Origin of the sequence: Paenibacillus caseinilyticus (assembly GCF_027533645.1) — a bacterium.
GTDB lineage: Bacteria > Bacillota > Bacilli > Paenibacillales > NBRC-103111 > Paenibacillus_G > Paenibacillus_G caseinilyticus.
The window spans coordinates 456339-477678 of sequence record NZ_JAQAGY010000003.1 but is presented as its reverse complement, the minus strand read 5'-3'; the positions used below and the strand labels follow the sequence as shown (position 1 = coordinate 477678).

At 51.8% G+C, this 21340-nt stretch carries 20 protein-coding genes; 19 read left to right on the top strand and 1 reads right to left on the bottom strand.

Annotated elements, in window-relative coordinates; genetic code table 11:
* Window positions 1-30 precede the first annotated feature (30 nt).
* Window positions 31-1320, bottom strand: coding sequence for an ammonium transporter (locus O9H32_RS07630; RefSeq protein ID WP_269865330.1), 1290 nt, complete (start codon window positions 1318-1320; stop codon window positions 31-33).
* Window positions 1321-1574: 254 nt separating this feature from the next.
* On the opposite strand from O9H32_RS07630, the gene O9H32_RS07625 reads away from it, so the two are divergent.
* The 19 genes from O9H32_RS07625 to O9H32_RS07535 all read left to right on the top strand — a co-directional run bounded on the left by O9H32_RS07625 (window position 1575) and on the right by O9H32_RS07535 (window position 21335).
* Window positions 1575-1988 carry a YugN-like family protein gene (locus tag O9H32_RS07625; protein ID WP_269865329.1) on the top strand — a complete coding sequence of 138 codons (414 nt, stop codon included), beginning with the start codon at window positions 1575-1577 and terminating at the stop codon, window positions 1986-1988.
* Between the two features lie 296 nt (window positions 1989-2284).
* Window positions 2285-3868, top strand: a complete 1584-nt coding sequence (locus O9H32_RS07620) for a S1C family serine protease (RefSeq protein ID WP_269865328.1) — start codon at window positions 2285-2287, stop codon at window positions 3866-3868.
* A gap of 121 nt (window positions 3869-3989) precedes the next feature.
* Complete coding sequence (locus O9H32_RS07615) at window positions 3990-4682, top strand: response regulator transcription factor (protein ID WP_269865327.1); 693 nt, start codon at window positions 3990-3992, stop codon at window positions 4680-4682.
* A 1-nt stretch (window position 4683) separates the two neighbouring features.
* The gene (locus tag O9H32_RS07610; protein WP_269865326.1) at window positions 4684-6198 is read left to right on the top strand and encodes a sensor histidine kinase; all 1515 of its coding nucleotides are present in this window, start codon (window positions 4684-4686) and stop codon (window positions 6196-6198) included.
* Window positions 6199-6236: 38 nt separating this feature from the next.
* Window positions 6237-7190 carry a 4-hydroxy-3-methylbut-2-enyl diphosphate reductase gene (locus O9H32_RS07605; RefSeq protein ID WP_269865325.1) on the top strand — a complete coding sequence of 318 codons (954 nt, stop codon included), beginning with the start codon at window positions 6237-6239 and terminating at the stop codon, window positions 7188-7190.
* Window positions 7191-7224: 34 nt separating this feature from the next.
* Window positions 7225-7752, top strand: coding sequence for a DUF2062 domain-containing protein (locus O9H32_RS07600; RefSeq protein ID WP_406627266.1), 528 nt, complete (start codon window positions 7225-7227; stop codon window positions 7750-7752).
* Window positions 7753-7939: 187 nt separating this feature from the next.
* Window positions 7940-8986 (top strand): 3-deoxy-7-phosphoheptulonate synthase, encoded by a 1047-nt coding sequence (gene aroF / locus O9H32_RS07595; RefSeq protein ID WP_269865323.1) that lies wholly within the window; start codon window positions 7940-7942, stop codon window positions 8984-8986.
* 250 nt (window positions 8987-9236) lie between these two features.
* The gene (glnA, locus tag O9H32_RS07590) at window positions 9237-10661 is read left to right on the top strand and encodes a type I glutamate--ammonia ligase (protein WP_269865322.1); all 1425 of its coding nucleotides are present in this window, start codon (window positions 9237-9239) and stop codon (window positions 10659-10661) included.
* Window positions 10662-11058: 397 nt separating this feature from the next.
* A complete protein-coding gene (locus tag O9H32_RS07585; RefSeq protein WP_013920409.1) occupies window positions 11059-11253 on the top strand; it encodes a helix-turn-helix domain-containing protein in 195 nt (64 codons plus the stop codon).
* Between the two features lie 355 nt (window positions 11254-11608).
* Window positions 11609-12049 carry a hypothetical protein gene (locus tag O9H32_RS07580; RefSeq protein WP_269865321.1) on the top strand — a complete coding sequence of 147 codons (441 nt, stop codon included), beginning with the start codon at window positions 11609-11611 and terminating at the stop codon, window positions 12047-12049.
* A 30-nt stretch (window positions 12050-12079) separates the two neighbouring features.
* Complete coding sequence (locus tag O9H32_RS07575) at window positions 12080-12841, top strand: tyrosine-protein phosphatase (RefSeq protein WP_269865320.1); 762 nt, start codon at window positions 12080-12082, stop codon at window positions 12839-12841.
* A gap of 43 nt (window positions 12842-12884) precedes the next feature.
* Window positions 12885-13622, top strand: a complete 738-nt coding sequence (locus tag O9H32_RS07570; RefSeq protein ID WP_269865319.1) for a YveK family protein — start codon at window positions 12885-12887, stop codon at window positions 13620-13622.
* On the top strand, window positions 13603-14280 hold the full coding sequence (locus O9H32_RS07565; protein ID WP_269865318.1) for a CpsD/CapB family tyrosine-protein kinase: 678 nt from the start codon (window positions 13603-13605) through the stop codon (window positions 14278-14280). The genes O9H32_RS07570 and O9H32_RS07565 overlap by 20 nt, the downstream gene beginning before the upstream one ends.
* 292 nt (window positions 14281-14572) lie before the next feature.
* Window positions 14573-15463 carry a UTP--glucose-1-phosphate uridylyltransferase GalU gene (gene galU / locus O9H32_RS07560; protein WP_269865317.1) on the top strand — a complete coding sequence of 297 codons (891 nt, stop codon included), beginning with the start codon at window positions 14573-14575 and terminating at the stop codon, window positions 15461-15463.
* An 81-nt stretch (window positions 15464-15544) separates the two neighbouring features.
* The gene (fcl, locus tag O9H32_RS07555) at window positions 15545-16498 is read left to right on the top strand and encodes a GDP-L-fucose synthase (protein ID WP_269865316.1); all 954 of its coding nucleotides are present in this window, start codon (window positions 15545-15547) and stop codon (window positions 16496-16498) included.
* A gap of 13 nt (window positions 16499-16511) precedes the next feature.
* Window positions 16512-17504 (top strand): GDP-mannose 4,6-dehydratase, encoded by a 993-nt coding sequence (gene gmd / locus O9H32_RS07550; RefSeq protein WP_269865315.1) that lies wholly within the window; start codon window positions 16512-16514, stop codon window positions 17502-17504.
* A 14-nt stretch (window positions 17505-17518) separates the two neighbouring features.
* The gene (locus O9H32_RS07545; RefSeq protein WP_269865314.1) at window positions 17519-19075 is read left to right on the top strand and encodes a lipopolysaccharide biosynthesis protein; all 1557 of its coding nucleotides are present in this window, start codon (window positions 17519-17521) and stop codon (window positions 19073-19075) included.
* A complete protein-coding gene (locus tag O9H32_RS07540) occupies window positions 19072-20205 on the top strand; it encodes a glycosyltransferase family 4 protein (protein WP_269865313.1) in 1134 nt (377 codons plus the stop codon). The genes O9H32_RS07545 and O9H32_RS07540 overlap by 4 nt, the downstream gene beginning before the upstream one ends.
* Window positions 20202-21335, top strand: coding sequence for a glycosyltransferase (locus tag O9H32_RS07535; protein ID WP_269865312.1), 1134 nt, complete (start codon window positions 20202-20204; stop codon window positions 21333-21335). Before O9H32_RS07540 ends, O9H32_RS07535 begins: the two co-directional genes overlap by 4 nt.
* Window positions 21336-21340: the final 5 nt, after the last annotated feature.

Here is a 21340-nt window from a genome sequence, read left to right as displayed (position 1 = left end):
TAGCCAGGGACCGGTGTTTGTTATGTTATTTTATTTCTTGAGCTGTCCGAGTTCAATGAAGTCCGTGTCCTGGCTGTAAGCCGGCACCCCGTGGATGCCCACATCCAGGCCGACGAGTTCCTCGTCTCTGGATACGCGGACCGGGACGAGAAGACCGATGAGCTTGAACACCACCCATGCGGTGGCGAAGCCCCAGACGGCGATGACGGCTAGTCCCAGTGCCTGTACGCCGAGCAGGTTGAACCCGCCCCCGTAGAACAAGCCCGTATACCCTTTGCCCACTCCTTGGATCAGCTCAGGCTTGGCGAACAAGCCTACAGCCAGCGTGCCGATACTTCCGCTGATCCCATGGACGGCGAATGCGCCGACCGGATCGTCGATGCGTTTGGACTCGAGATATTCTGTTGCGAAGACCATGGCTATCCCGCACACGGCTCCGATCAGGATAGCCGCTCCGTCGCTGACAAAAGCGCATCCAGCTGTAATTCCGACCAGACCGGCCAGAGAGCCGTTGATGACCATCGGGGGGTCGGCTTTGCGGTACCGCATCATGGTGAAGAGGATGCAGGTTGCTCCGCCGGCCGAAGCGGCGAGCATGGTGGTAATGGCGATATGGCCGATCGAGCCGTTGGTCGCGCTGAGCGTGCTGCCCGAGTTGAATCCGAACCAACCGAACCAGAGGATGAAGGCGCCGACGGAAGCGAGCGGGAGGTTCGACGGAGGGACGATGTTCGCGGTTCCGTTCTCGGAGAATTTGCCGATCCGGGGACCGATGATGATGGCTGCGGCGAGGGCGGCGAAGCCTCCAAGCGCATGAATGACGGCAGAGCCGGCAAAATCAATCATGCCCAGCGCTCCCAGCCAGCCTCCGATGCTCCATACCCAGTGCCCGGCAATCGGGTAGATGAGTCCAGTCATGGCGATCGTGAACAGGATGTAGGCATGGAAGTTGATCCGCTCGGCTACCGCGCCCGATACGATGGAGATGACGGCTATGACGAATGCGGATTGGAACAGCCAGTAGGTTTCGTGTGAGATGGTCAGGTTGATGTGGGCAAGGTCGCCTCCGAGCATGAAGCCGCTGGTGCCGATCAAGCCGCCAAGATCCTTCCCGTACATAATGGCGAATCCGAAGAAGTAGAAGATCAATGCGCCGAAAGCGATGTCAACAAAGACCTTCATAATGATGCTGACCGCGTTCTTTTGTCTGACGAAGCCTGCTTCGAGTAAGGCGAAGCCGCCTTCCATGAGTAATATCATGGCTGCGGTGAGGACAACCCAGATCGTGTCAAGCCCGCTGGCTAATGTAGCCAAATCCATGAGGCCAATCCCTCCTGATCCGTACAATATAGAAGAGTTCTGCCCTTCATTATACGGTTTCCGTGGAATTTATGTCAACGAGATACGTGAGATTTCATCACATAAGAACAGGGTGATTGAAAACCCGAAAAAACATGGGAGGTTTCGCGCTCATTGGAAGGATTGGGGATAATTTTTAACTGCGGCGTTCATTCTATAGGATATCTAAGGAGATCGGTATTCATACGATCCGTTACCAAAGGAGATGACCCTGAATGATCCCGTTGAATTCCTCGCTGGTGAACCGCGAAGAGGCGTTCGAGCAGGTGCGCAGCTGTCTGCACGAAAATCAGTTTACACTCGGTGGCAATTGGGACTATGAGCACGGCAGTTTTGACCGCTCCCTGGAGGAAGGGCAAAAGGTGTGGCTGCGCATTCCGTTCCAGGTGACCCATGGCGTGCTTGACGGCGATACGGACGCGACCGATGCGGTCATCCGGCTCGGCCAGCCGTTCGTGCTCAAACATCTATATAATGAAGGCTTGGATCCGGAGGCCAAAGGAATGACATTCGGCGCTCTCATCGACCAGTTCCAGGAGCCGGTAGACAAGGACGCAGCAGTCGAACCGAAGTGGGTATCCCAAGCCGAAGCGCTGCTGCGGAAGGTGGAGGCTTCCTTTCCCGGTTAAGAGAGATGGCGTGGCCGTACCGGGCCGGGGGTGTGAAGTCTGAAGAACGGATTCCTTCATCTAATGCAGGGATGCAGTGCAAGTTAGGAAGTGCTTTTCTCCTCCGTTCCATAGTGTCAAGCAGGGTAGGGCGCCCTTCTCTATTTTACCTCCATTTTAGGTTTCTTTAAGGTTTCCTTAAGGTTAAGAGTGCAATATAAGAACATAACAAGAACGCAAGAGAACGCACTCTTATAACACTTAATTCAAGAGATCGAAACAGAAATCGAAACAGAAATCGAATGGAGGCTTGACCTATGGATAACAATGAACGCAATCCTTTCCATAACCGGTTCCGTCCTGAGCAGGAGGATTCGAAACATAACAGGGAAGATACCGGCCAAGGTCCGGGAGAAGAGGCGGCGAGTGAAGAGCGGGCATCGCATTATTTCTCTTATGGCCCGTATAAGCCGGCCGAGAGCAGCACGGTCTCCAGCGACAGCAATGGCAGTGCTCCTGTTGAGGTGACTCCGCCGAAGCCGCTGCGGTCCTATGCTTTCGGACAGGGGGATGAACCGGGAGGTTCGGACCGGCCGATGGGAAATTGGCAGGTAGGCCAGCCGCAGAAGAAAGCCGCCGGCTTCCGGAGTATCTTCGCCGCTTTTATGGCAGGCGTAGTCGTGGTGGGCTCCCTGATGGTGGCGTCCGACAAGATGAACCTGTTCACTGGAACGCAGGGAGTTATGGCAGGCAGCGGATCCGGCACAGCTTCCATTGCTTCGCCGGCGAACAACGGTGGGGTAGTACCCACCGCACTTGGCGGCGTTGTGCGTCCCGACAACATCTCGTCCATCGTACAGCAATCCGGGCCTGCCGTAGTGAAGATCGAAACGCTCGTCAAGCCGAAGGCAACCAGCGGCCAAGGAGGCAATTCGCTCTTTAACGATCCATTCTTCCGCCAATTCTTCGGAGACGAGGCGGTACCGCAGCGGCCGAACGGCCAAGACGGCAGCTCCGGCCAACTGCAGCCGGGCGGCATGGGAACTGGGTTTATCTTCGAAAAGTCCGGCTATATTCTCACCAACGAGCACGTGATCGACGGTGCGGATGAAATCAACGTATATGTCAAAGGCAGAGATGAGCCTTACAAGGCGAAGCTGCTCGGCAACAGCTATGATCTCGACCTTGCGGCCCTGAAGATCGAAGGGGATACAGACTTCCCGACGCTGCCGATCGGCAGTGCGGATTCGGTGAATGAAGGGGACTGGGTAGTGGCGATCGGCAATCCTTACGGATTCGACCACACGGTGACTGTAGGCGTCCTCAGTGCCAAGGAACGTCCGATCGACATTCCGGACAGCAGCGGCACGCGGCATTACAAGCATCTTCTGCAGACTGACGCCTCGATCAACCCCGGAAACTCCGGCGGTCCGCTGCTGAACATGAACGGCGAGGTCATCGGGATCAATACGGCCGTCAGCGCCCAGGCGCAGGGGATCGGCTTCGCGATTCCGACAAGCACGATTTCGTCGGTGCTCGATAACCTGAAGAACAATGTGGAGATTCCCAAAGAACCGATTCCTTATATCGGCGTAGCGCTTGACGAGATCGACAAGGACTGGGTGTCCGAACTGAGACTGGAGAATACCGAAGGCTCGATCGTTACCCAGGTAGAGCGCAGAAGCCCTGCATTCCAAGCCGGCATTCGTCCTTATGACGTCATTGTCGATGTCAACGGAACGAAAGTTAAGAATACGAAAGAAACGCAGGAAGCGATCAAAAAGCTGAAAGTCGGCGACAAGGCGACGCTCGGTGTGATGCGCGAAGGCAAGAAGGTGCCGGTGGAAGTGACGATCGGTGACCGAAACGTGCTTCTCGAAGGGCAGAAGAAGCAGCAGTAAACCGTAACGGAGAAGCCCATACTAAGAAGCGGAGCGGAGTAAGGCAAGTGCTCTGCTTCTTTTTTGTATTGAGGCAAAGATTGTTGGTACAATAAGGGAAGAGGCAGGTGTAACCATTCGGATGAGAGAGAAAATACTGGTCATCGACGATGACGAAAAAATCACTTCCATGCTGCGCCGTTCCCTGGCCTTCGAAGGCTATACGGTGCTCACGGCCAACCATGGCATGGATGGGCTCAAGCAAATTCTTGAGAATGAACCGGATGCAGTCGTGCTCGATGTCATGATGCCCCAGCTCGACGGCTGGGAAGTGGTGCGGCGGATCCGGGAGGGAGGGTCCAAGGTGCCGGTGCTGATGCTCACAGCCAAGGACGAAGTGTCGGACCGGGTGAAGGGGCTGGATCTCGGGGCGGACGACTATCTCGTCAAACCGTTCGCTCTGGAGGAGCTGCTCGCCCGGGTCCGGGTGCTGCTGCGCCGCAAGGCATCGGAGAAGGAAGAACTCGCCGCCAATAAGCTCCAGTATCTCGACGTGTTCATGGATCTGGATACCCGGGAGGTCTTCCGGGGCGATACCCTGATCGAACTGACGACCAAAGAATTCGACCTGCTCCATCTGTTTCTTCAGAACCCGCGGCGCGTGCTCTCCCGCGATATCATCATGGAGAAAATATGGGGATACGATTACAGCGGAGAGTCCAATGTGCTGGAGGTATATATTGCGCTGCTTCGCCAGAAGACCGAGGAGCATGGGCACAAACGTATCATTATGACGGTTCGCGGAGCCGGGTATGTGCTGAGGGGAGAGGCCTGAGATGTCCATCCGTCTTCGCCTTACCCTGTGGTACACGGCGATATTGTCGGCTACACTTCTGCTGCTGGGAGTAGGGCTTTACTTCTTCCTTTACTACTATTACTTCAGTTCCCTGAAGCCGGATCTGCAGCGGACGGCAGATGTGCTCCGAACCCGGATCCAATATGACGGCTATTCCTTCAAACTAAATGTACGCGACCAGCTTCGCTATAATAATTTATATTTTCAGGTGGTCAGTCTGGAAGACGGGGGCAAAACGCTCTCTCCCAGCTTGGCGGAAACCGGGCTGGAGCTGCCTGAGCTCAAGGTCACTGAGATTAAGTGCATTGTGAACAACGAATGCCGGTTCGGCAAAATTCAAATGAACAACGTTCACTTCCTGATGTACTCCACCCCGGTTACTGTCAGCGGACTGGCCCTGCCCGGCGAGCCCGTGATCGGCATCATGCAGGCGGTGTATGAGATCGATGATATCGAGCGGCTGCTCGCCATGCTTCGATTGATTCTGACGGTCACGGCTCTATTGTCCATCCTGCTCGCCGCTTCCGTCGGCTGGTTCCTGGCCCGCAAGGCGCTGCGTCCGATCGAGCAGGTTATCATGGCGACGAACCGGATCGAGAAGGGGATCGATCTCGACAAGCGGATCGAGTACTTCGGACCGAACGATGAGATCGGCGAGCTCACGCGGACGATTAACGGCATGCTGGAGCGGCTGCAAGCGGCTTATACGGAGATGGAAGAGGCTTACGGTGCCCAGCGCCGGTTTGTCTCCGACGCTTCTCACGAGCTGCGGACTCCGCTGACGACGATCCGCGGCAATGTCGATCTCCTTCAGAAAATGTGGAACGGCGTCCGGGAGGGTGCGCAGGCCCCAGGAGCCATGCAGCTGGAGATTTCGATGGAGGCCATACAGGATATTTCGGGCGAAGCGCAGCGGATGTCCCGTCTCGTGAATGACTTGCTCTCGCTCGCAAGAGCCGATGCCGGTTTCCAGATGGAAAAGACGGAAGTGGCTCTGAAGCCTCTTCTGGAGGAAGTGGCCCGCAAAGCGCAGCTGCTGCCCCGGACGGCGGAGTTTCGAACAGGGAATTTTGCAGGTCTTCAGGGACTCTGTGTCCAAGGGAATGGCGATTATCTGCAGCAGCTGTTATTTATCTTTATCGAGAATGCGTTCAAATACACTGAAGAGGGCTATGCCCTGCTGGATACGGTGGTACACGGCCATCAAGTGGGGATCCGGATCGAAGATACGGGAATGGGGATGGACAAGAAGGAGGTCCCCCATATTTTCGAACGCTTTTACCGTGCGGATCCGTCCCGCGGCCAGAAGGCCGGGACCGGTCTCGGGCTATCCATTGCCAAATGGATCATCGATGAGCACGGCGGATCTGTGGAAGTCCGCACCCTCAAAGACGAAGGGACTTCCTTCACGATCTGGCTCCCGGTTTCCTCGTGTATCGATACCGAAGCTTCCCAGGCGGAGAGGCATTCCCTACAGGGTGGGAATCAGGTATAATAGACACAAGAGACTATATTTCGACAGGCAGGTGCACAATGGACGTTATTAAGATTTCTCCCCGGGGCTACTGCTACGGGGTGGTCGATGCCATGGCGCTGGCCATGCAGACGGCAAAAAACCTGGATCTGCCAAGGCCTATATATATATTGGGCATGATTGTACATAATGCCCATGTGACCGATTTCTTTGAGAAGGAGGGCGTCATTACGCTAGACGGGCCGAACCGGCTGGAGATTCTCGACACGGTGGAGAAGGGAACCGTTATCTTCACGGCGCACGGCGTTTCTCCTGAAGTACGCCGGCGCGCCCGGGACAAAGGGCTGACGGTAGTGGATGCAACCTGCCCGGACGTGACGAAGACACATGATCTCATCCGTGAGAAGTCGGCCGAAGGGTACCACATCATCTATATCGGCAAGAAGGGCCATCCGGAACCGGAAGGGGCTATCGGAATTGCGCCGGATTATGTTCATCTGATCGAGAGAACCGAGGAGATCGATGCGCTGCAAGTCGAGTCTTCCCGCGTTCTGATTACGAACCAGACGACCATGAGCCAATGGGATATCAAGCATATTATGAAGCGAATCCTCGAACGGTATCCGCATGCTGAGATTCACAATGAAATCTGCTTGGCTACCCAGGTGCGCCAAGAGGCGGTAGCCGAACAGGCCAAAGAGGCCGATCTCATTCTTGTCGTCGGGGATCCGCGGAGCAACAACTCCAACCGCCTGGCCCAAGTCTCCGAGGAGATTGCCGGGGTCAAGGCATACCGGATCGCCGATATTACGGAACTCCGCAGGGAGTGGCTTGTTCCGGTCCGCCGTGTAGGAGTGACGTCGGGCGCTTCGACGCCGACACCCATTACCAAAGAAGTCATTACGTATTTGGAACAGTATGACCCGGCGAAACCGGAGACATGGGAAATTCGCCGCACGGCCAACTTGGATCGATTGATTCCCACGCCGAAGTTGAAATCGCGGGCGGAGTAAAGAAGCACGTGCGGGAGGAAAGGAACGGCAGCGAATGAAGACAATGGCGAAACAACATTTTCGGCTTCGGAACATCGGGCGATGGTTCAGATATAAGTACTTGCTGCTGACACGTGCCAAGGGTGGGCCTACCATGGTGGCACTCGGTTTCTCTATCGGTCTGGCCATCGAGATGTTCACGCTTCCGACGGCAGGTCTGGCCTTTTTCCTTATATTTCCTTTCGTCTACATGCTGAGGGCCAGTATGGCCGCGGCGCTGCTCGGCTTCATGTTCGGCAAGATCATCTATATCCCTTTTTCTTTCGTGCACCGGGCGGTGGGGGGAATGCTGCTGCCGCACGGCATCAAAGGTGAACTGCTCGAAAGGCTGCCGGGCTGGCTTGACTCGTTTATCCGTTTTAATCTCAAATTGTTTGTCGGCGGTGTTGTCGATGGCATCATCCTTGGCTTGATCCTCTTCTTTCCGGTCAAATGGCTGCTTGTATGGTTTGACGGCAGAAGAAAAGAAAAACGCAAGAAGCGCAAAGAACAGCAGTTTCTGGCTTCTGGCGCCAATGGGTAGCCGGCCGGCATTGCCGTGGTAGATGTGCATAGGATAAGCCTCGAGACATCGGGGCTTATTTCTTTTTCGGATATAGTATTGACGGGGACAGGCGGTAGGGTGTAAAATTACTTTAGTGCTTAAAAGCGTATAAGCGTCGAAGCGTTTATGTGTAATAGAAAACTTGTCCCCAAGGGAGTGTTCCAATATGATCGTAATTCTGTCCGGAACAGTAAGCGAAGAGCGTATCGCGGAAGTGGTCCAGCATATCGAGAAGCACGACGTAACGGCTCATGTGTCCAGAGGCGTGGACCGGACGATCATCGGTATTATCGGAAAAGCGAATCCCGTACTGGCCGAGCAGCTTCGCCAGCTCTCCGGCGTGGAGCAGGTCGTCAAGATCTCGAAGTCGTATAAACTGGCGAGCCGAGATTTCCATCCGGATGATACGGTTATCCGCATTGGTGATGTCACGATCGGCGGGGAGCAGCTGGTCATCATGGGCGGACCTTGCGCTGTAGAATCGCCGGAGCAGATCGACGAGATTGCGCGTCTTGTGAAGGCCTCAGGGGCACAGGTGCTGCGGGGTGGAGCGTTCAAGCCTAGAACAGGTCCCTACAGCTTCCAAGGGACGGGGGTAGAGGGCCTTGTCATGATGGCGGAAGCGGGGAAGAAGCACGGTCTTCTGACGATTACCGAGGTCATGACGCCCGAATATGTCGATATTTGTGCAGAGTATGCGGACATTCTTCAAGTAGGTACCCGCAACATGCAGAACTTCGACCTCCTACGGAAGCTGGGAACCATCCAGACACCTGTTCTGCTCAAACGTGGATTCAGCTCCACGTACGACGAGTTTTTGAACGCGGCAGAATACATCCTCGCCGGCGGAAATCCGAACGTTATGCTTTGCGAACGCGGCATCCGCACTTTCGAGTCCTACACGCGCAATACACTGGATCTGGCCGCCATCCCGGCGCTGCAGACGCTCAGCCATCTGCCTGTGATCTCGGATCCGAGCCATGGTACCGGCCGCCGGGAACTTGTAGAACCGATGTGCAAAGCTTCTGTGGCTGCCGGGGCCAATGGATTAATCGTCGAGATGCATACCGATCCGGATAATTCCATGACCGGAGACGGAGTCCAGTCCTTATTCCCGGATCAATTCGCCCGCCTGATGGTAGATCTTGAGAAGCTCGCTCCCTTGTGCGGCAAGCGTTTTGATACGAAGAAAGACTCTGTGCTGATCGGATAGCAGGGTGGATAAAAGAAATAGAGCAGACTTGAAAACCTTCATGCTGAAGGGAGTCAAGTCTGCTTTTTGTCGGAATGGTGAAAATATGATTGCAGTGTGAGCATATCTCACACCTCGATAAAAAATACCTTACATAAGTATTGACGAACTTTCCCGAAAAGTCTTATAATAGCAACATGATTAACAAAAACTTGAACAATGTGAGACCGAACGGACGTTAATGTTCGGAAATTAGGAGGTAAGGTAGTCCATGTCAGTTCAAAACGTGTTAAACACCATCCAGGAAAAAGGCATCGAGTGGGTTGATTTCCGTTTTGTCGATCTTAGCGGTAGAGCACACCACATTTCTTTGCCGGCTTCTGAAGTTGAAGAAGCAACTTTTGAGAACGGCGTAGCATTTGATGGTTCCTCGATCCCGGGATTTAAAGGCATCGAAGAGTCCGACATGGTCATGATGCCAGATACGGAGTCCTGCTTTATCGATCCGTTTACAGCTCATCCAACCCTCGTAATTATGTGTAACATCCATACTCCTGACGGTGAACGTTATGAACGCGACCCGCGCAGCATCGCTCAAAAAGCTGAAGAGTATCTGCAGCAAACCGGCGTGGGTACGACTGCGAATTTTGCTCCGGAATCCGAATTCTTCATTTTCGATGAAGTTCGTTTCGAGAGCGGCCAGAACAAGTCTTCTTACTTCGTTGATTCCGAAGAGGCTCACTGGAACTCGAATCGCAAAGAAGAAGGCGGCAACCTGGGCTTTAAAGTAGGCCACAAGGGCGGATATGTGCCTGTAGGTCCTACAGATACGCAGCAGGATATTCGTAGCGAAATGTGTCGACTGCTGATGGAGTCCGGTCTTCGCATCGAACGTCACCACCACGAAGTGGCGACAGCAGGCCAGGGCGAAATCAACTTCCGTTTCGATACGCTGACCAAAACAGCAGATAACTTGATGAAATACAAATATATCGTTCAAAACACGGCAAGACAATACGGCAAGGTAGCTACCTTCATGCCGAAGCCGCTCTTCGGAGACAACGGCAGCGGGATGCATGTGCACATGTCGATTTTCAATGGCGATTCCCCTCTTTTCTATGAAAAAGGCGGCTATGCTAACCTGAGCGAAATGGCTCTGCACTACATCGGCGGTATTCTTTACCACGCTCCAGCGTTAATCGCTCTGACGAACCCAAGCACGAACTCATTCAAGCGTCTCGTACCTGGTTACGAAGCACCGGTTAACCTTGTCTTCTCCAAAGGCAACCGTTCTGCAGCTGTTCGTATTCCGGTAGCTGCCGTTACACCTAAAGGCTGCCGCATCGAGTTCCGTACACCGGACTCCACAGCTAACCCTTACCTTTCTTTCGCAGCGATGCTGCTTGCAGGTCTGGACGGCATCAAGAAGAAGATCGATCCGCGCGCACTGGGCTATGGTCCTCTCGACAAGAACATCTACGATCTGTCCGATGCGGAGAAGAGCGAAATTCGCAGTGTTCCTGGAACGCTTGACGAGGCGCTTGACGCACTTGAGGCTGACTACGAGTTCCTGACAGAAGGCGGCGTATTCACGAAGGACTTTATCGATAACTACGTGGGTCTGAAGCGCGGCGAAGCCAAAGCGGTTTCCATCCGTATTCATCCGCACGAGTATTCCCTGTACTTCGATCTGTAAGAACAACATCTATCGGTTCACAAAGCTCCCTTGCATGCAAGGGAGCTTTTTATTGTTGTTGGTTAATAAGAAAGCGTGATCAGCGGTTTGCATTATAATAGGAAGCAACTAGTGGGAAGGGAAGCCTCTTGGGTGCTTTTCGTTATGCTAGGAGCAGGCTACTCCTTGGGAAGGTCTGTTTAGACAGACGAGGGCGTTAAGACGCCCAGAAAGGAATCTGAGCCTTCTCAGCGCCGGGAAGGAAGTCGTATTTCATACAAAAGAGACGTAAATCTACATTATTTCGTGCCAATTTTATGGAATAGTAGCGATACGAATTGTATCTTCCGTCAAAATTCGCTATAATACTAATGTGGGTGGGGTGTGTACTTAACTATTGCCAAGGAGGACAAGGATCGTGAAGTATGGTAACAAAATCAGCTTACTGCGAGAAGAAAGACAATTGACCCAAGAAGAGCTGGCCGTATGTATAGGGATTTCCAGGTCAGCGCTTTCACATTACGAGAATAACAGAAGGCATCCCGATTATGAAACTTTAAAGAATATTGCCGATTTTTTCGACGTATCTTTAGATTACCTCATGCGAGAGTAATTGAAACATGCTCCATGCCTCTTTTTTGAAATGAGGCTGTCTTCTGAATTGGTAATAGGGAAATGAGGCCGGCTGCAGGGTGACACGAGGTGCCAATCCGTATCACTGCTGGTTATCCAGTGTTGTCGGAATTTGCTTGATTTTGTCGTACTGTTCATGAGGAATGCCTTTTTTCTGTGGCAGAATTCACTTTTCAACCAGATCTCGACAGAAGTAAAAATAGTCCTTGACAAGATACACTTTGTATCATAAATTTAGAGTGTGGATTACGATACATAATGTAACTTTAAACGACATTTTTTTATCGAGAGCATAACTGAACAGTCAACGCTACAAGAGAAGGAAGGTAATCCCCATGATTGAGACAAGAATGTATCATTCCTCTCCGGTTGTCTTGAAGATGAACTTGGCCTCAGAGATGTATATTTCACAAATTAATTCCATGAAAGTCAGCAGTTCCAAGGCTCTAGTGACTTTATTGTCGATCAGTCCGGAACAGATAGAATTCCAGTCGGAGCTGAACTTCCCGGTATCGGCCGAGGTATTTTGCTCCTTTGCCTTACCGTTTCAGGAACAGACAGTAGAGCTTGAAGCTGTACTAGTCCAGAGTAGCAGGTCCGGCACCTCTTTTCAATACACAGCCAAGCCACAGCTTAGCGCGTGGAAGAAAGACCAACTGGCTGCTGCAATCCGGAATCGTACGGACCTGTTCGAACGTTTCTATGAAGAAGCCAAACATGCCTACACAATGATGGATATAGAACAGCCGCGCAGCTTAATTGATCACGTGGTATAAGTATTTCGTAATTCCGAGGTGGACGCATGAATGATTGATATTCACAATCATATCCTCCCCGCTCTGGATGATGGGGCACGGGATATGGAACAGACGCTGCGTATGGTTAGGCAAGCCGAATCCTTGGGTGTAACGACATTAATTGCTACTCCGCATCACGCCAATGGAACGTTTATTAACGAGTCTGAGGTTATACGGCGCTCGGTAGACGAGGTCAACCAGAGGATTCAAGAACGCGGAATGACAGTTAAGGTGCTTCCGGGTCAGGAAGTACGCTGGTTCGGGCGGTTAATGAAGGATCTGGAGAACGGCAAGCTAGTACCACTCGCTGATTCCAGATATTTATTGCTGGAGTTTCCCTCTTCGTACGTACCCGCTGCCGCAAGGCAGACCATATCTTCGCTTGTGGCTGCGAATTATATTCCTATAATTGCTCACCCGGAGCGCAATCGGGCCATCTTCCAACAACCTTCACTGCTTTATGATTTCATTCGAGAAGGAGCACTGTCTCAAGTTACTTCTCACTCGATTACCGGATTATTCGGGAAGAAAATCCAAAAGTTCAGTCTTGATTTATGTCGAAAACACTGTGCCCATTTTATTGCTTCGGATGCCCACCACGAAACAGGCCGTTGTTTTAATTTGCCCAATGCTTACGAATATATCGGAGAGCACCTCGGAGCGGACTACGTAGAAGGGTTTATCAGCAGAGCATCTCTCGTCGTGCGGAACCAAAATATAGAGACGGTTGAACCGATTCGACCGGCGAGGAAATGGTTTGGTTTTTTTTGAAAACATCATGAAAATTTTCTGAAAATTCCCAGGGGGATCCACCATGGAAGTAAAACATTACCTGCAAATACTTCGGAGATACATAGGGTTGATACTGGGAGTGACCCTTGTCGCCAGTCTATGTACCGCTCTCGTAAGTGTCCAGTATTTGCCCCGCGTCTACCAAGCCTCGGTTAAGCTTCTAATCAATAACGAGGGCAAGGGAGACGGAGTAGACATCAGCACGATTAACACCAACTTGAAACTCATCAAGACTTACACGGAAGTCATTCGTACTACGGCTGTGCTGGAGAAAGTGGCTGCGGCATATCCGGAATTCATGCTTACCCCGGAACAAATGGCCGAGAAGCTCGAAGTCAAGCAATCTTCCGATTCTCAGGTCATGACGCTTGTGATCCGGGATACGGATTATAGACGGGCTGCTGAAACTGTGAATGCCATTGCCTATACGTTCCAGAAAGAAATTGAGAATGTCATGAAAGTCAATAACATTAATGTATTGGGACTGGCCAATCCAGAGAAGTCTGCCAAAGCGGTGCTGCCGAACACGCAGTTGAATGTTCTGGTCAGCGTACTGGTTACCCTGCTGCTTGGCATCGGCTTCGCGTTTCTCCATCACACGCTCCAACATACCGTTAAGAATGAGAAGGATGTAGAGGAACTGCTAGGATTGACGGTTTTAGCCGCCGTACCCACGGTAAAACGCAAAGATATCACCCTGCAACCATTCCCAAGCGGTCGAAAGGTAGGAGAGATTCCTTATGCCACAGCAAAACAGTAAAAATAACGTGATCATCACGGAAGCCAATCCACAGTCCCCCATCAGTGAATCTTATCGTACACTAAGAACCAATATCGATTTTTCCCTGGTAGAGAACGATAACAAGGTCATTATGGTGACATCCACACAGCAGGCGGAGGGGAAAACGACAACCGCTGTAAATATGGCTGTTGCCTACGCCCAGGCCGAGAAAAAAGTGCTCATCGTGGATGCCGATATGAGAAGGCCTAATGTTCATAATATGTTTAACCGTCCGAATCGTGTCGGACTCTCAAACCTGCTGGCAGCCCAGTACGCGGCCCAGGAATTGATCACCGAAACACACATTCCTCATTTAGAAATGATATCCGCGGGCGTTATTCCCCACAATCCTTCCGAACTGCTCTCATCCGAAAGATGGGTCCAATTCATCGAATTCGCCAAGAATAAGTATGATGTAGTTATCATCGACACTCCTCCGGCTCTCAGTCTGCCGGATGCGCAATTGGTAGCCGGCCACAGCTGCGGCGTAGTTATTGTCATCGATGTCGGCAAGGTGAAACGTGAGGCCGTTAAGAAAATGAAGAGCAATCTGGAGCACGCCAAAGGCCGTATCCTCGGCGTTGTCTTGAACAATGTGAACAAAAAAGAAGCGGGAACCTACGCTTACCAATACTAATCGCCGTTCCGAACGCTAGGGCCGTTTAGCCCCTGGTATCAGGTAATGTCTACTGCACCTTTATCACTGTAGGCACTCGATCATGCTGTGGGCTCTATGAAGCCTTAGACGTCTATCGTCGGTGGTGTGATGTGAGGTTGGGTTGAATGCCCTCTCTCCTAACTAATAAAAATTCTAGTTATATTGTTTTGGCATGATAAAGACAATATAGCTAGCTTTTTTATCTCAACATAAAAGCAGTGCAGGAGTGTAGGTTTGTCTTAGATACAGATAAGAGTAGGAGGGAAACCAAATGAAAAAAGTTAGAAAAGCAATTATTCCCGCAGCAGGACTCGGAACAAGGTTTTTGCCCGCTACGAAAGCTATGCCCAAAGAGATGCTTCCCATCATAGACAAGCCTACCATCCAATATATTGTGGAAGAGGCCGTTGAATCCGGAATCGAAGATATCATCATCGTGACGGGGAAGGGCAAGCGGGCCATCGAGGATCATTTCGACCATGTGCATGAGCTGGAGCATAACCTGAACGAAAAAGGCAAGCTTGAGCTGCTTGAAGAAGTTCGCCGTTCTTCTAAAGTGGAGCTGCACTTTATCCGTCAGAAAGAACCGAAAGGCCTTGGACATGCCGTATGGACTGCGCGCAAATTCATCGGCAACGAACCTTTCGCTGTACTTCTCGGAGATGATATCGTATCGGCTGAAAAGCCGTGCCTGAAGCAGCTGATCGAGCAGTACGAGCAAACAGGATCGTCGGTAATCGGTGTTCAGAAGGTAACGGACGAGGAAACGAACCGGTACGGGATTATCGATCCTGCCGGCAATCAAGGCAGACTCTACGAAGTTCAAAAGTTCGTGGAAAAGCCTGCTCTCGGTACGGCTCCATCCAATTTGGCTATTATGGGCCGCTATATCCTGACTCCCGAAATCTTCGATATCCTGTCCCTTCAGGAGCTTGGTGCGGGCGGCGAGATCCAGTTGACGGATGCGATCCAGAAGCTGAACGAGCTGCAGCGTGTATATGCTTATAATTTTGAGGGCACGCGTCATGATGTGGGCGAGAAGCTCGGATTTATCCTGACAACACTGCAGTTTGCTTTGAAATCCAAAGAACTTCGCCAGCCTGTTCTGAATGCCATCAAGGAAACGCTGGCCAACCATAAATTAATCGATGTGATCGGATAAATACCAATCATTATATTCCGTAGGGCCCGGATCTGCGGCACTTTGGCCGGGCCTTACGATACTCCAATAGAGGTGAGCGGAATGAACAAGGGCTCTAAGATTTATGTTGCCGGTCATCGTGGACTCGTCGGCTCGGCTATCATCAGAAGGCTGCAGGCTGAAGGTTACGACAACCTGGTGTACCGAACTTCGCAGGAATTGGATCTTCGTGATCCGGGTGCGGTAGATGCATTCTTCGCAGCGGAGCAAGTCGAATATGTATTCCTTGCTGCTGCAAAAGTGGGCGGTATCGTAGCGAATAATGAATACCCAGCTACATTCATCAGGGATAATCTGATGATTCAAACGAATGTCATCGATTCGGCGCATAAGAACGGCGTTAAGAAATTGATGTTCCTGGGAAGTACCTGCATCTATCCGAAGTTTGCACCGCAGCCTATGCGGGAAGAGGATCTGCTGACCGGTATTCTGGAGCCTACGAACGAGCCGTATGCTATCGCCAAGATTGCTGGGATCAAGATGTGTCAGAGCTATAACCGGCAGTTCGGTACAAGCTACATTTCGGTGATGCCTACGAATCTCTACGGTCCTAACGATAACTTCGACTTGAAGAATTCGCATGTGCTGCCAGCCATGATCCGCAAGTTTCATGAAGCGAAGGCGGAGGGGAAACCCGTGGTTGAGCTGTGGGGTACGGGCACTCCGCGCAGAGAGTTCCTCCACGCGGATGACTTGGCTGATGCCTGTGTGTATCTCATGAATACTTACAATGAGAGCGACATTGTGAATATCGGCGTAGGTGACGATATCTCGATTCGTGAGTTGGCCGAGAAGATCCAGGCAATCGTAGGTTATACGGGCGATGTCGTATACGACTCGAGCAAGCCGGATGGCACGCCACGCAAACTGGTTGATGTAACCAAGCTGAACAGCCTGGGATGGAAAGCGAATATTTCGCTGGACGAAGGTCTGGCATCCACTTATGAATGGTTTTTGCAAACACAGCAGCATCTGAGAACACTCACGAACATATAGGGGGAATATACACATGAAATCAGCACTTATTACTGGGGTTACCGGTCAAGACGGATCGTATTTGGCGGAGTTTTTGCTTGAGAAAGGCTACAAGGTCTACGGACTGCGCCGCAGAACAAGCACGCCGAACTACGAGAATGTACAGGCGATCAAAGATCAAATCGAGTGGATTTCGGGCGATCTGACGGACCTGCCTTCTTTGATCGAAGCCGTACGCATTTCCGATCCCGACGAAGTATACAACCTGGCAGCCCAATCGTATGTGGCGGCTTCCTGGCCCCAGCCGATCCTTACTGGCAACATCACCGCACTCAGCGTGACAAACATGCTGGAAGCAGTACGGATCGTGAAGCCGACGGCTCGCTTCTATCAAGCTTCGAGCAGCGAGATGTTCGGTAAAGTGCTGGAAGTTCCCCAAAAAGAAACGACTCCATTCTACCCGCGCAGCCCTTATGGCGTTGCGAAAGTATATGGTCACTGGATTACAGTCAACTACCGTGAGAGCTTCGATATGTTCGCCTGCTCCGGTATTTTGTTCAACCACGAATCCCCTCGCCGCGGCCTGGAATTCGTAACACGCAAAATTACGGACGCTGTTGCCCGCATCAAACTGGGACTGCAAAACGAGCTCCGTCTCGGCAACCTGGATGCGCTCCGCGACTGGGGATTTGCAGGTGACTACATCAAAGCGATGTGGCTGATGCTGCAGCAGGATACACCGGAGGATTTTGTCATCTCCACGGAAGAAACGCACTCGGTTCGTGAATTCCTGGAAGTGGCATTCTCGTATGTGGGTCTCAACTATGAAGACTACGTGGTGCTGGACCCTAAATTTGTCCGTCCGGCTGAAGTAGATCTTCTGATCGGCGACTGCACCAAAGCTAAGGAAAGACTTGGTTGGAAACTCGAAGTGAATTTCCAGCAGCTCGTGCACATGATGGTTGATGAAGACCTGAAACGCGTTCAGGCCGAAGCACGCTACATCAATGCAATGGCATTAAGCTAATCCTGGGCAATGGGATGGCTAACGCGCTAAAAGCAATTCTCAGTAAGGCCAAGCATATGGGAAAGACTCGTGACTTCAAGAATTTGACTTACAGTGCGATGGAATTTATTGTGAATCCGATGATTACGATATTGATTACTCCTCTGCTGCTGAAGATGCTGGGCGCCGAATTCTATGGAAGCTGGATTCTGATGGGTTCCATTATAGCGATCCTCAGTGTAACCAACCTTGGAGTCAGCAGCTCGGTAGTCAAATTCGGGTCTGCTTATCTCGAAACCAATGATTATGCTTCTTTTAACCGTGTACTCCGCTTCACCATGGCGTTATGTATAGCAATCGGGTCTGCGACCACGCTCTTGCTATACCTGCTTGGCCCCAGCCTTCTGTTTTTATTCCAGAATGTAACAGGGGAGACAGGCGAACAAATTGTTGAGGCGACAAGGGTATTGGGAGCCGTCGTCGGAGTCAAGATTATCAGCAGCGTGTTTGCTGCCGTATGCATGGCACATCACCGTTATGACGTATTGAATAAGACGAACATGCTCGTTAATGTCATCACCAACCTGATGAGCGTGGTGCTCGTTTATCTCGGATTCAAACTGCTCGGACTTGTCGTTTTGATGCTACTGATGTCCGTGTGTGCCGCAGCTTTCCAATATGCGATCGGCCGCAGGATGAGTCCGGAGCTGATCTATACGCCCCGTTGGGACAGAGAGGCATCGAGGACTGTTCTGGGGTACGGCATGTACTCATGGCTGCAAGTCATCAGCAGTGTGATCTATACCCAGATCGACCGTGTGATCATCAGCTCAACTCTTGGACCCGCGGCACTTGGCGTGTACTCGGTCTGTATGCAGCTGGCTGCCAAACTGCACGAGGTTCCGGCCGCTGCGGGAGCATTCCTATTTCCGAAGTTCAGTTCTCTTCGTGAAACCGGGAATCTCGAGCAGCTTAAGAAAGTGTATATTTTCGCTAATAAGGTTGTCATCTTGGCGGTGACTTCCCTCAGTGTGCCCATGCTGTTGTACGCTGACAGCATACTGACCATTTGGATTTCGCCTGAATTTGCTGTTCAGGCTGCATCGCTATTGAGACTTTTGGTCGTCGGCGTAGCTTCAGGTACCGTCGCCATCGTAGCTTTTTATTACCTGAACGGCACGGAGTATGTGAAGTTAAACACGGGGATCAACTTTGGAACCAGTGCGGCTACGCTGCTGGGAAGCTTGCTGCTTGTGCCACTTCTCGGAATTCCGGGGGCGGCCTTCTCGCGCATGCTTGGATTCCCCATCGGCATAGGGGCAAGGTTGTTTATTGAGATCAAGTTGATGGCTCTGAAATGGAAGTTGTTGCTCCACACCTTGGTTCCGCCCGTATGCTTATTTATACTCAGCGGACTGTGGATCTATTGGACGGGAGGCCCTTCGGCGAGTACGCTGATCTCCCTGCTGCTGCAGCTGGCGGCTTCCGGAACCATTGTTCTGATTGTGATGGGCGTGCTTTTGTTCGGTATGGAGATGATGTCTCTTCGATTCGGCAAACTGCGTAAAAGGGAAAGGGAAGAGGCTGTGTGAAACCCAAAGTGATGTTCATGACCAATATACCAAGTCCCTACCGGGTCGATTTTTTCAATGAGCTCGGCAAGCATTGCGACTTGACCGTTTGGTTTCAAGCGAAGAACGAAGCCAACCGGGAGTGGAAGGTGGATGGACTCGGCCGCCGTTTTCAATACAAGTTTCTTCCCGGCCGGACTTTCGGTCTCGATAAGCACTTGAACTTCTCCGTATGGAAAGAACTGCAGCGTAATCCATTCGATGTCTATATGATGGGATGCTACAGTTCACCGACGGAGATGATGGCCATCCAATGGCTTCGCATGAGGCGGATTCCCTTCATCTTGAACTCGGACGGGGGATTTCCTGCCCCAGAGGAATCGCGGTTCAAACGCAACTTGAAGAGAGGGTTGATCTCGAGCGCTTCTTTCTGGCTGTCATCGGGAAAGAACTGCACGAACTATCTAACCTATTATGGAGCCAAGGCGGATCAGATCCACGAGTATCCGCTGAGTTCGGTTTATTATTCCCCTGAACAGCTGAAGCCTCTGTCTCCCGCTCGGGCGAAAGAACTGAAGCTCAAGCATGGCCTGAAGGGAACCGTCTTTTTGTCGGTGGGTCAATTTATTGACAGAAAAGGACTGGACCTGCTGCTTCGTTCGTTCCATGAGCTGAATGACCCCGATGCGAGTTTGCTGCTCATCGGAGGGGGGCCGCAGGAAGCCGAGTACAGATCCTACCTTCAGGAGAATAGAGTGGAGAATGTCGTGATTCTTCCCTTTTTGCAAAAGGAAGAATTAATAGAGTATTATAAAGTATCCGATGCTTTCGTGCTTCCGACGCGATATGATGTGTGGGCCTTGGTATTGAACGAGGCACTCATGTTCGGCCTGCCGCTGATCTCGACCGAGATGGCAGGAGCGGCGCATGATCTCATCGAAGAGGGCGTCAACGGATATATGATCCCTGCAGATGATCAAGTTGCCCTTACATCAGCGCTGCGCAGCATGGCGGAGTCTCCTGAGCGCAGAGCCGGATTCGGCGCCCGGAGCTTGGAGATTGCCGGACGGTATACGATGGAACATATGGTGGAAGCTAACGTGGAAGCCATTAACCGCTTTCTCAGCAGGCACAAAAGTGAGGCTATATGAGTAAAAAAATTTTATTCTTCGATACATCGAATGATGGGCACCACTTTTACTACAACTTGGCTGCCATTCAAGGGGTGCGCGAGAGAGATCCGGATGCGGTCTGCTGCTATGCGACGACATCGATGGAACCGGAACAAGCGAAGAGCTTGGAGGAGGCCGGAATCTCCATGCTGGTGATGGATCCGACACCCCCAAGGCTGCCTGCTGTACTGGGACGGACACTGATGTTGTACAGGCTGGTCCGATACTGCAAGAAGCAGGGATATGGAAAGCTTCATCTCTTGTATCTCGACTGTCTGCTGATTCCGCTGCTTCTGGTTTGGCCCTTGCTACTCGGATTGACCTGCACCGCTACTATGCACTGGTACCCTACACGACCGAGCAAGCAGCGGGCGCTTTCTTTTTTTCTGGGGCTTGGCGTCATTCGCCAGCTTATCGTGCATGGAGAATATACCAAGCGCTACACGATCGAACGGGTACGCTCGTCCGGCAGGGGAACAGTCGAAAGTATCCTGTACCCCCAGCTGCACCCCCAGCACGGCAATCCCGATCAGGACCGGCAGCTTCAAAGCAGGTGGGAAGCCGCTCCGGGGCCGTATCTCTTGGCCTTCGGCGGTACCCGGTATGATAAAGGGTTGGATCTGCTTATGCAGGCTTTCGCAAAGGTGGAGGAACCTGCAACCCTGGTGATCGCAGGAAAAGAGGAGCACTTTACCCGCGAGGACATTGAAGCTTGGAAGATGAGACTTCCTTCCCATTGTCAAGTGATTACGGAACTCGGGTATATTGATGATGAGGCGGTTTCCAGTTACTTTGAATCCGCCGATCTTATCGTGCTGCCGTACCGGAAAATGTTTACGGGACAAAGCGGACCTCTGACGGAGGCCGTCGTTCGCAATAAGTTGGTTATCGGACCGGATCATGGAGAGATCGGCTTTACGATCGATCATTATCAGTTGGGATTGGTCTTCCGTTCGGAAGAGGTAACCGATCTGGCTGAGCAGATCAATTATGCTCTTCGTCACCGGACCGAGCTGGCCGAGAAGCTGAACACGAACCAGAACCATTATCGCGAGTTAATCCAACCACGATTTTTTATGGATAAATACGGCAAGACGTTGGGTGCGTAATTCAA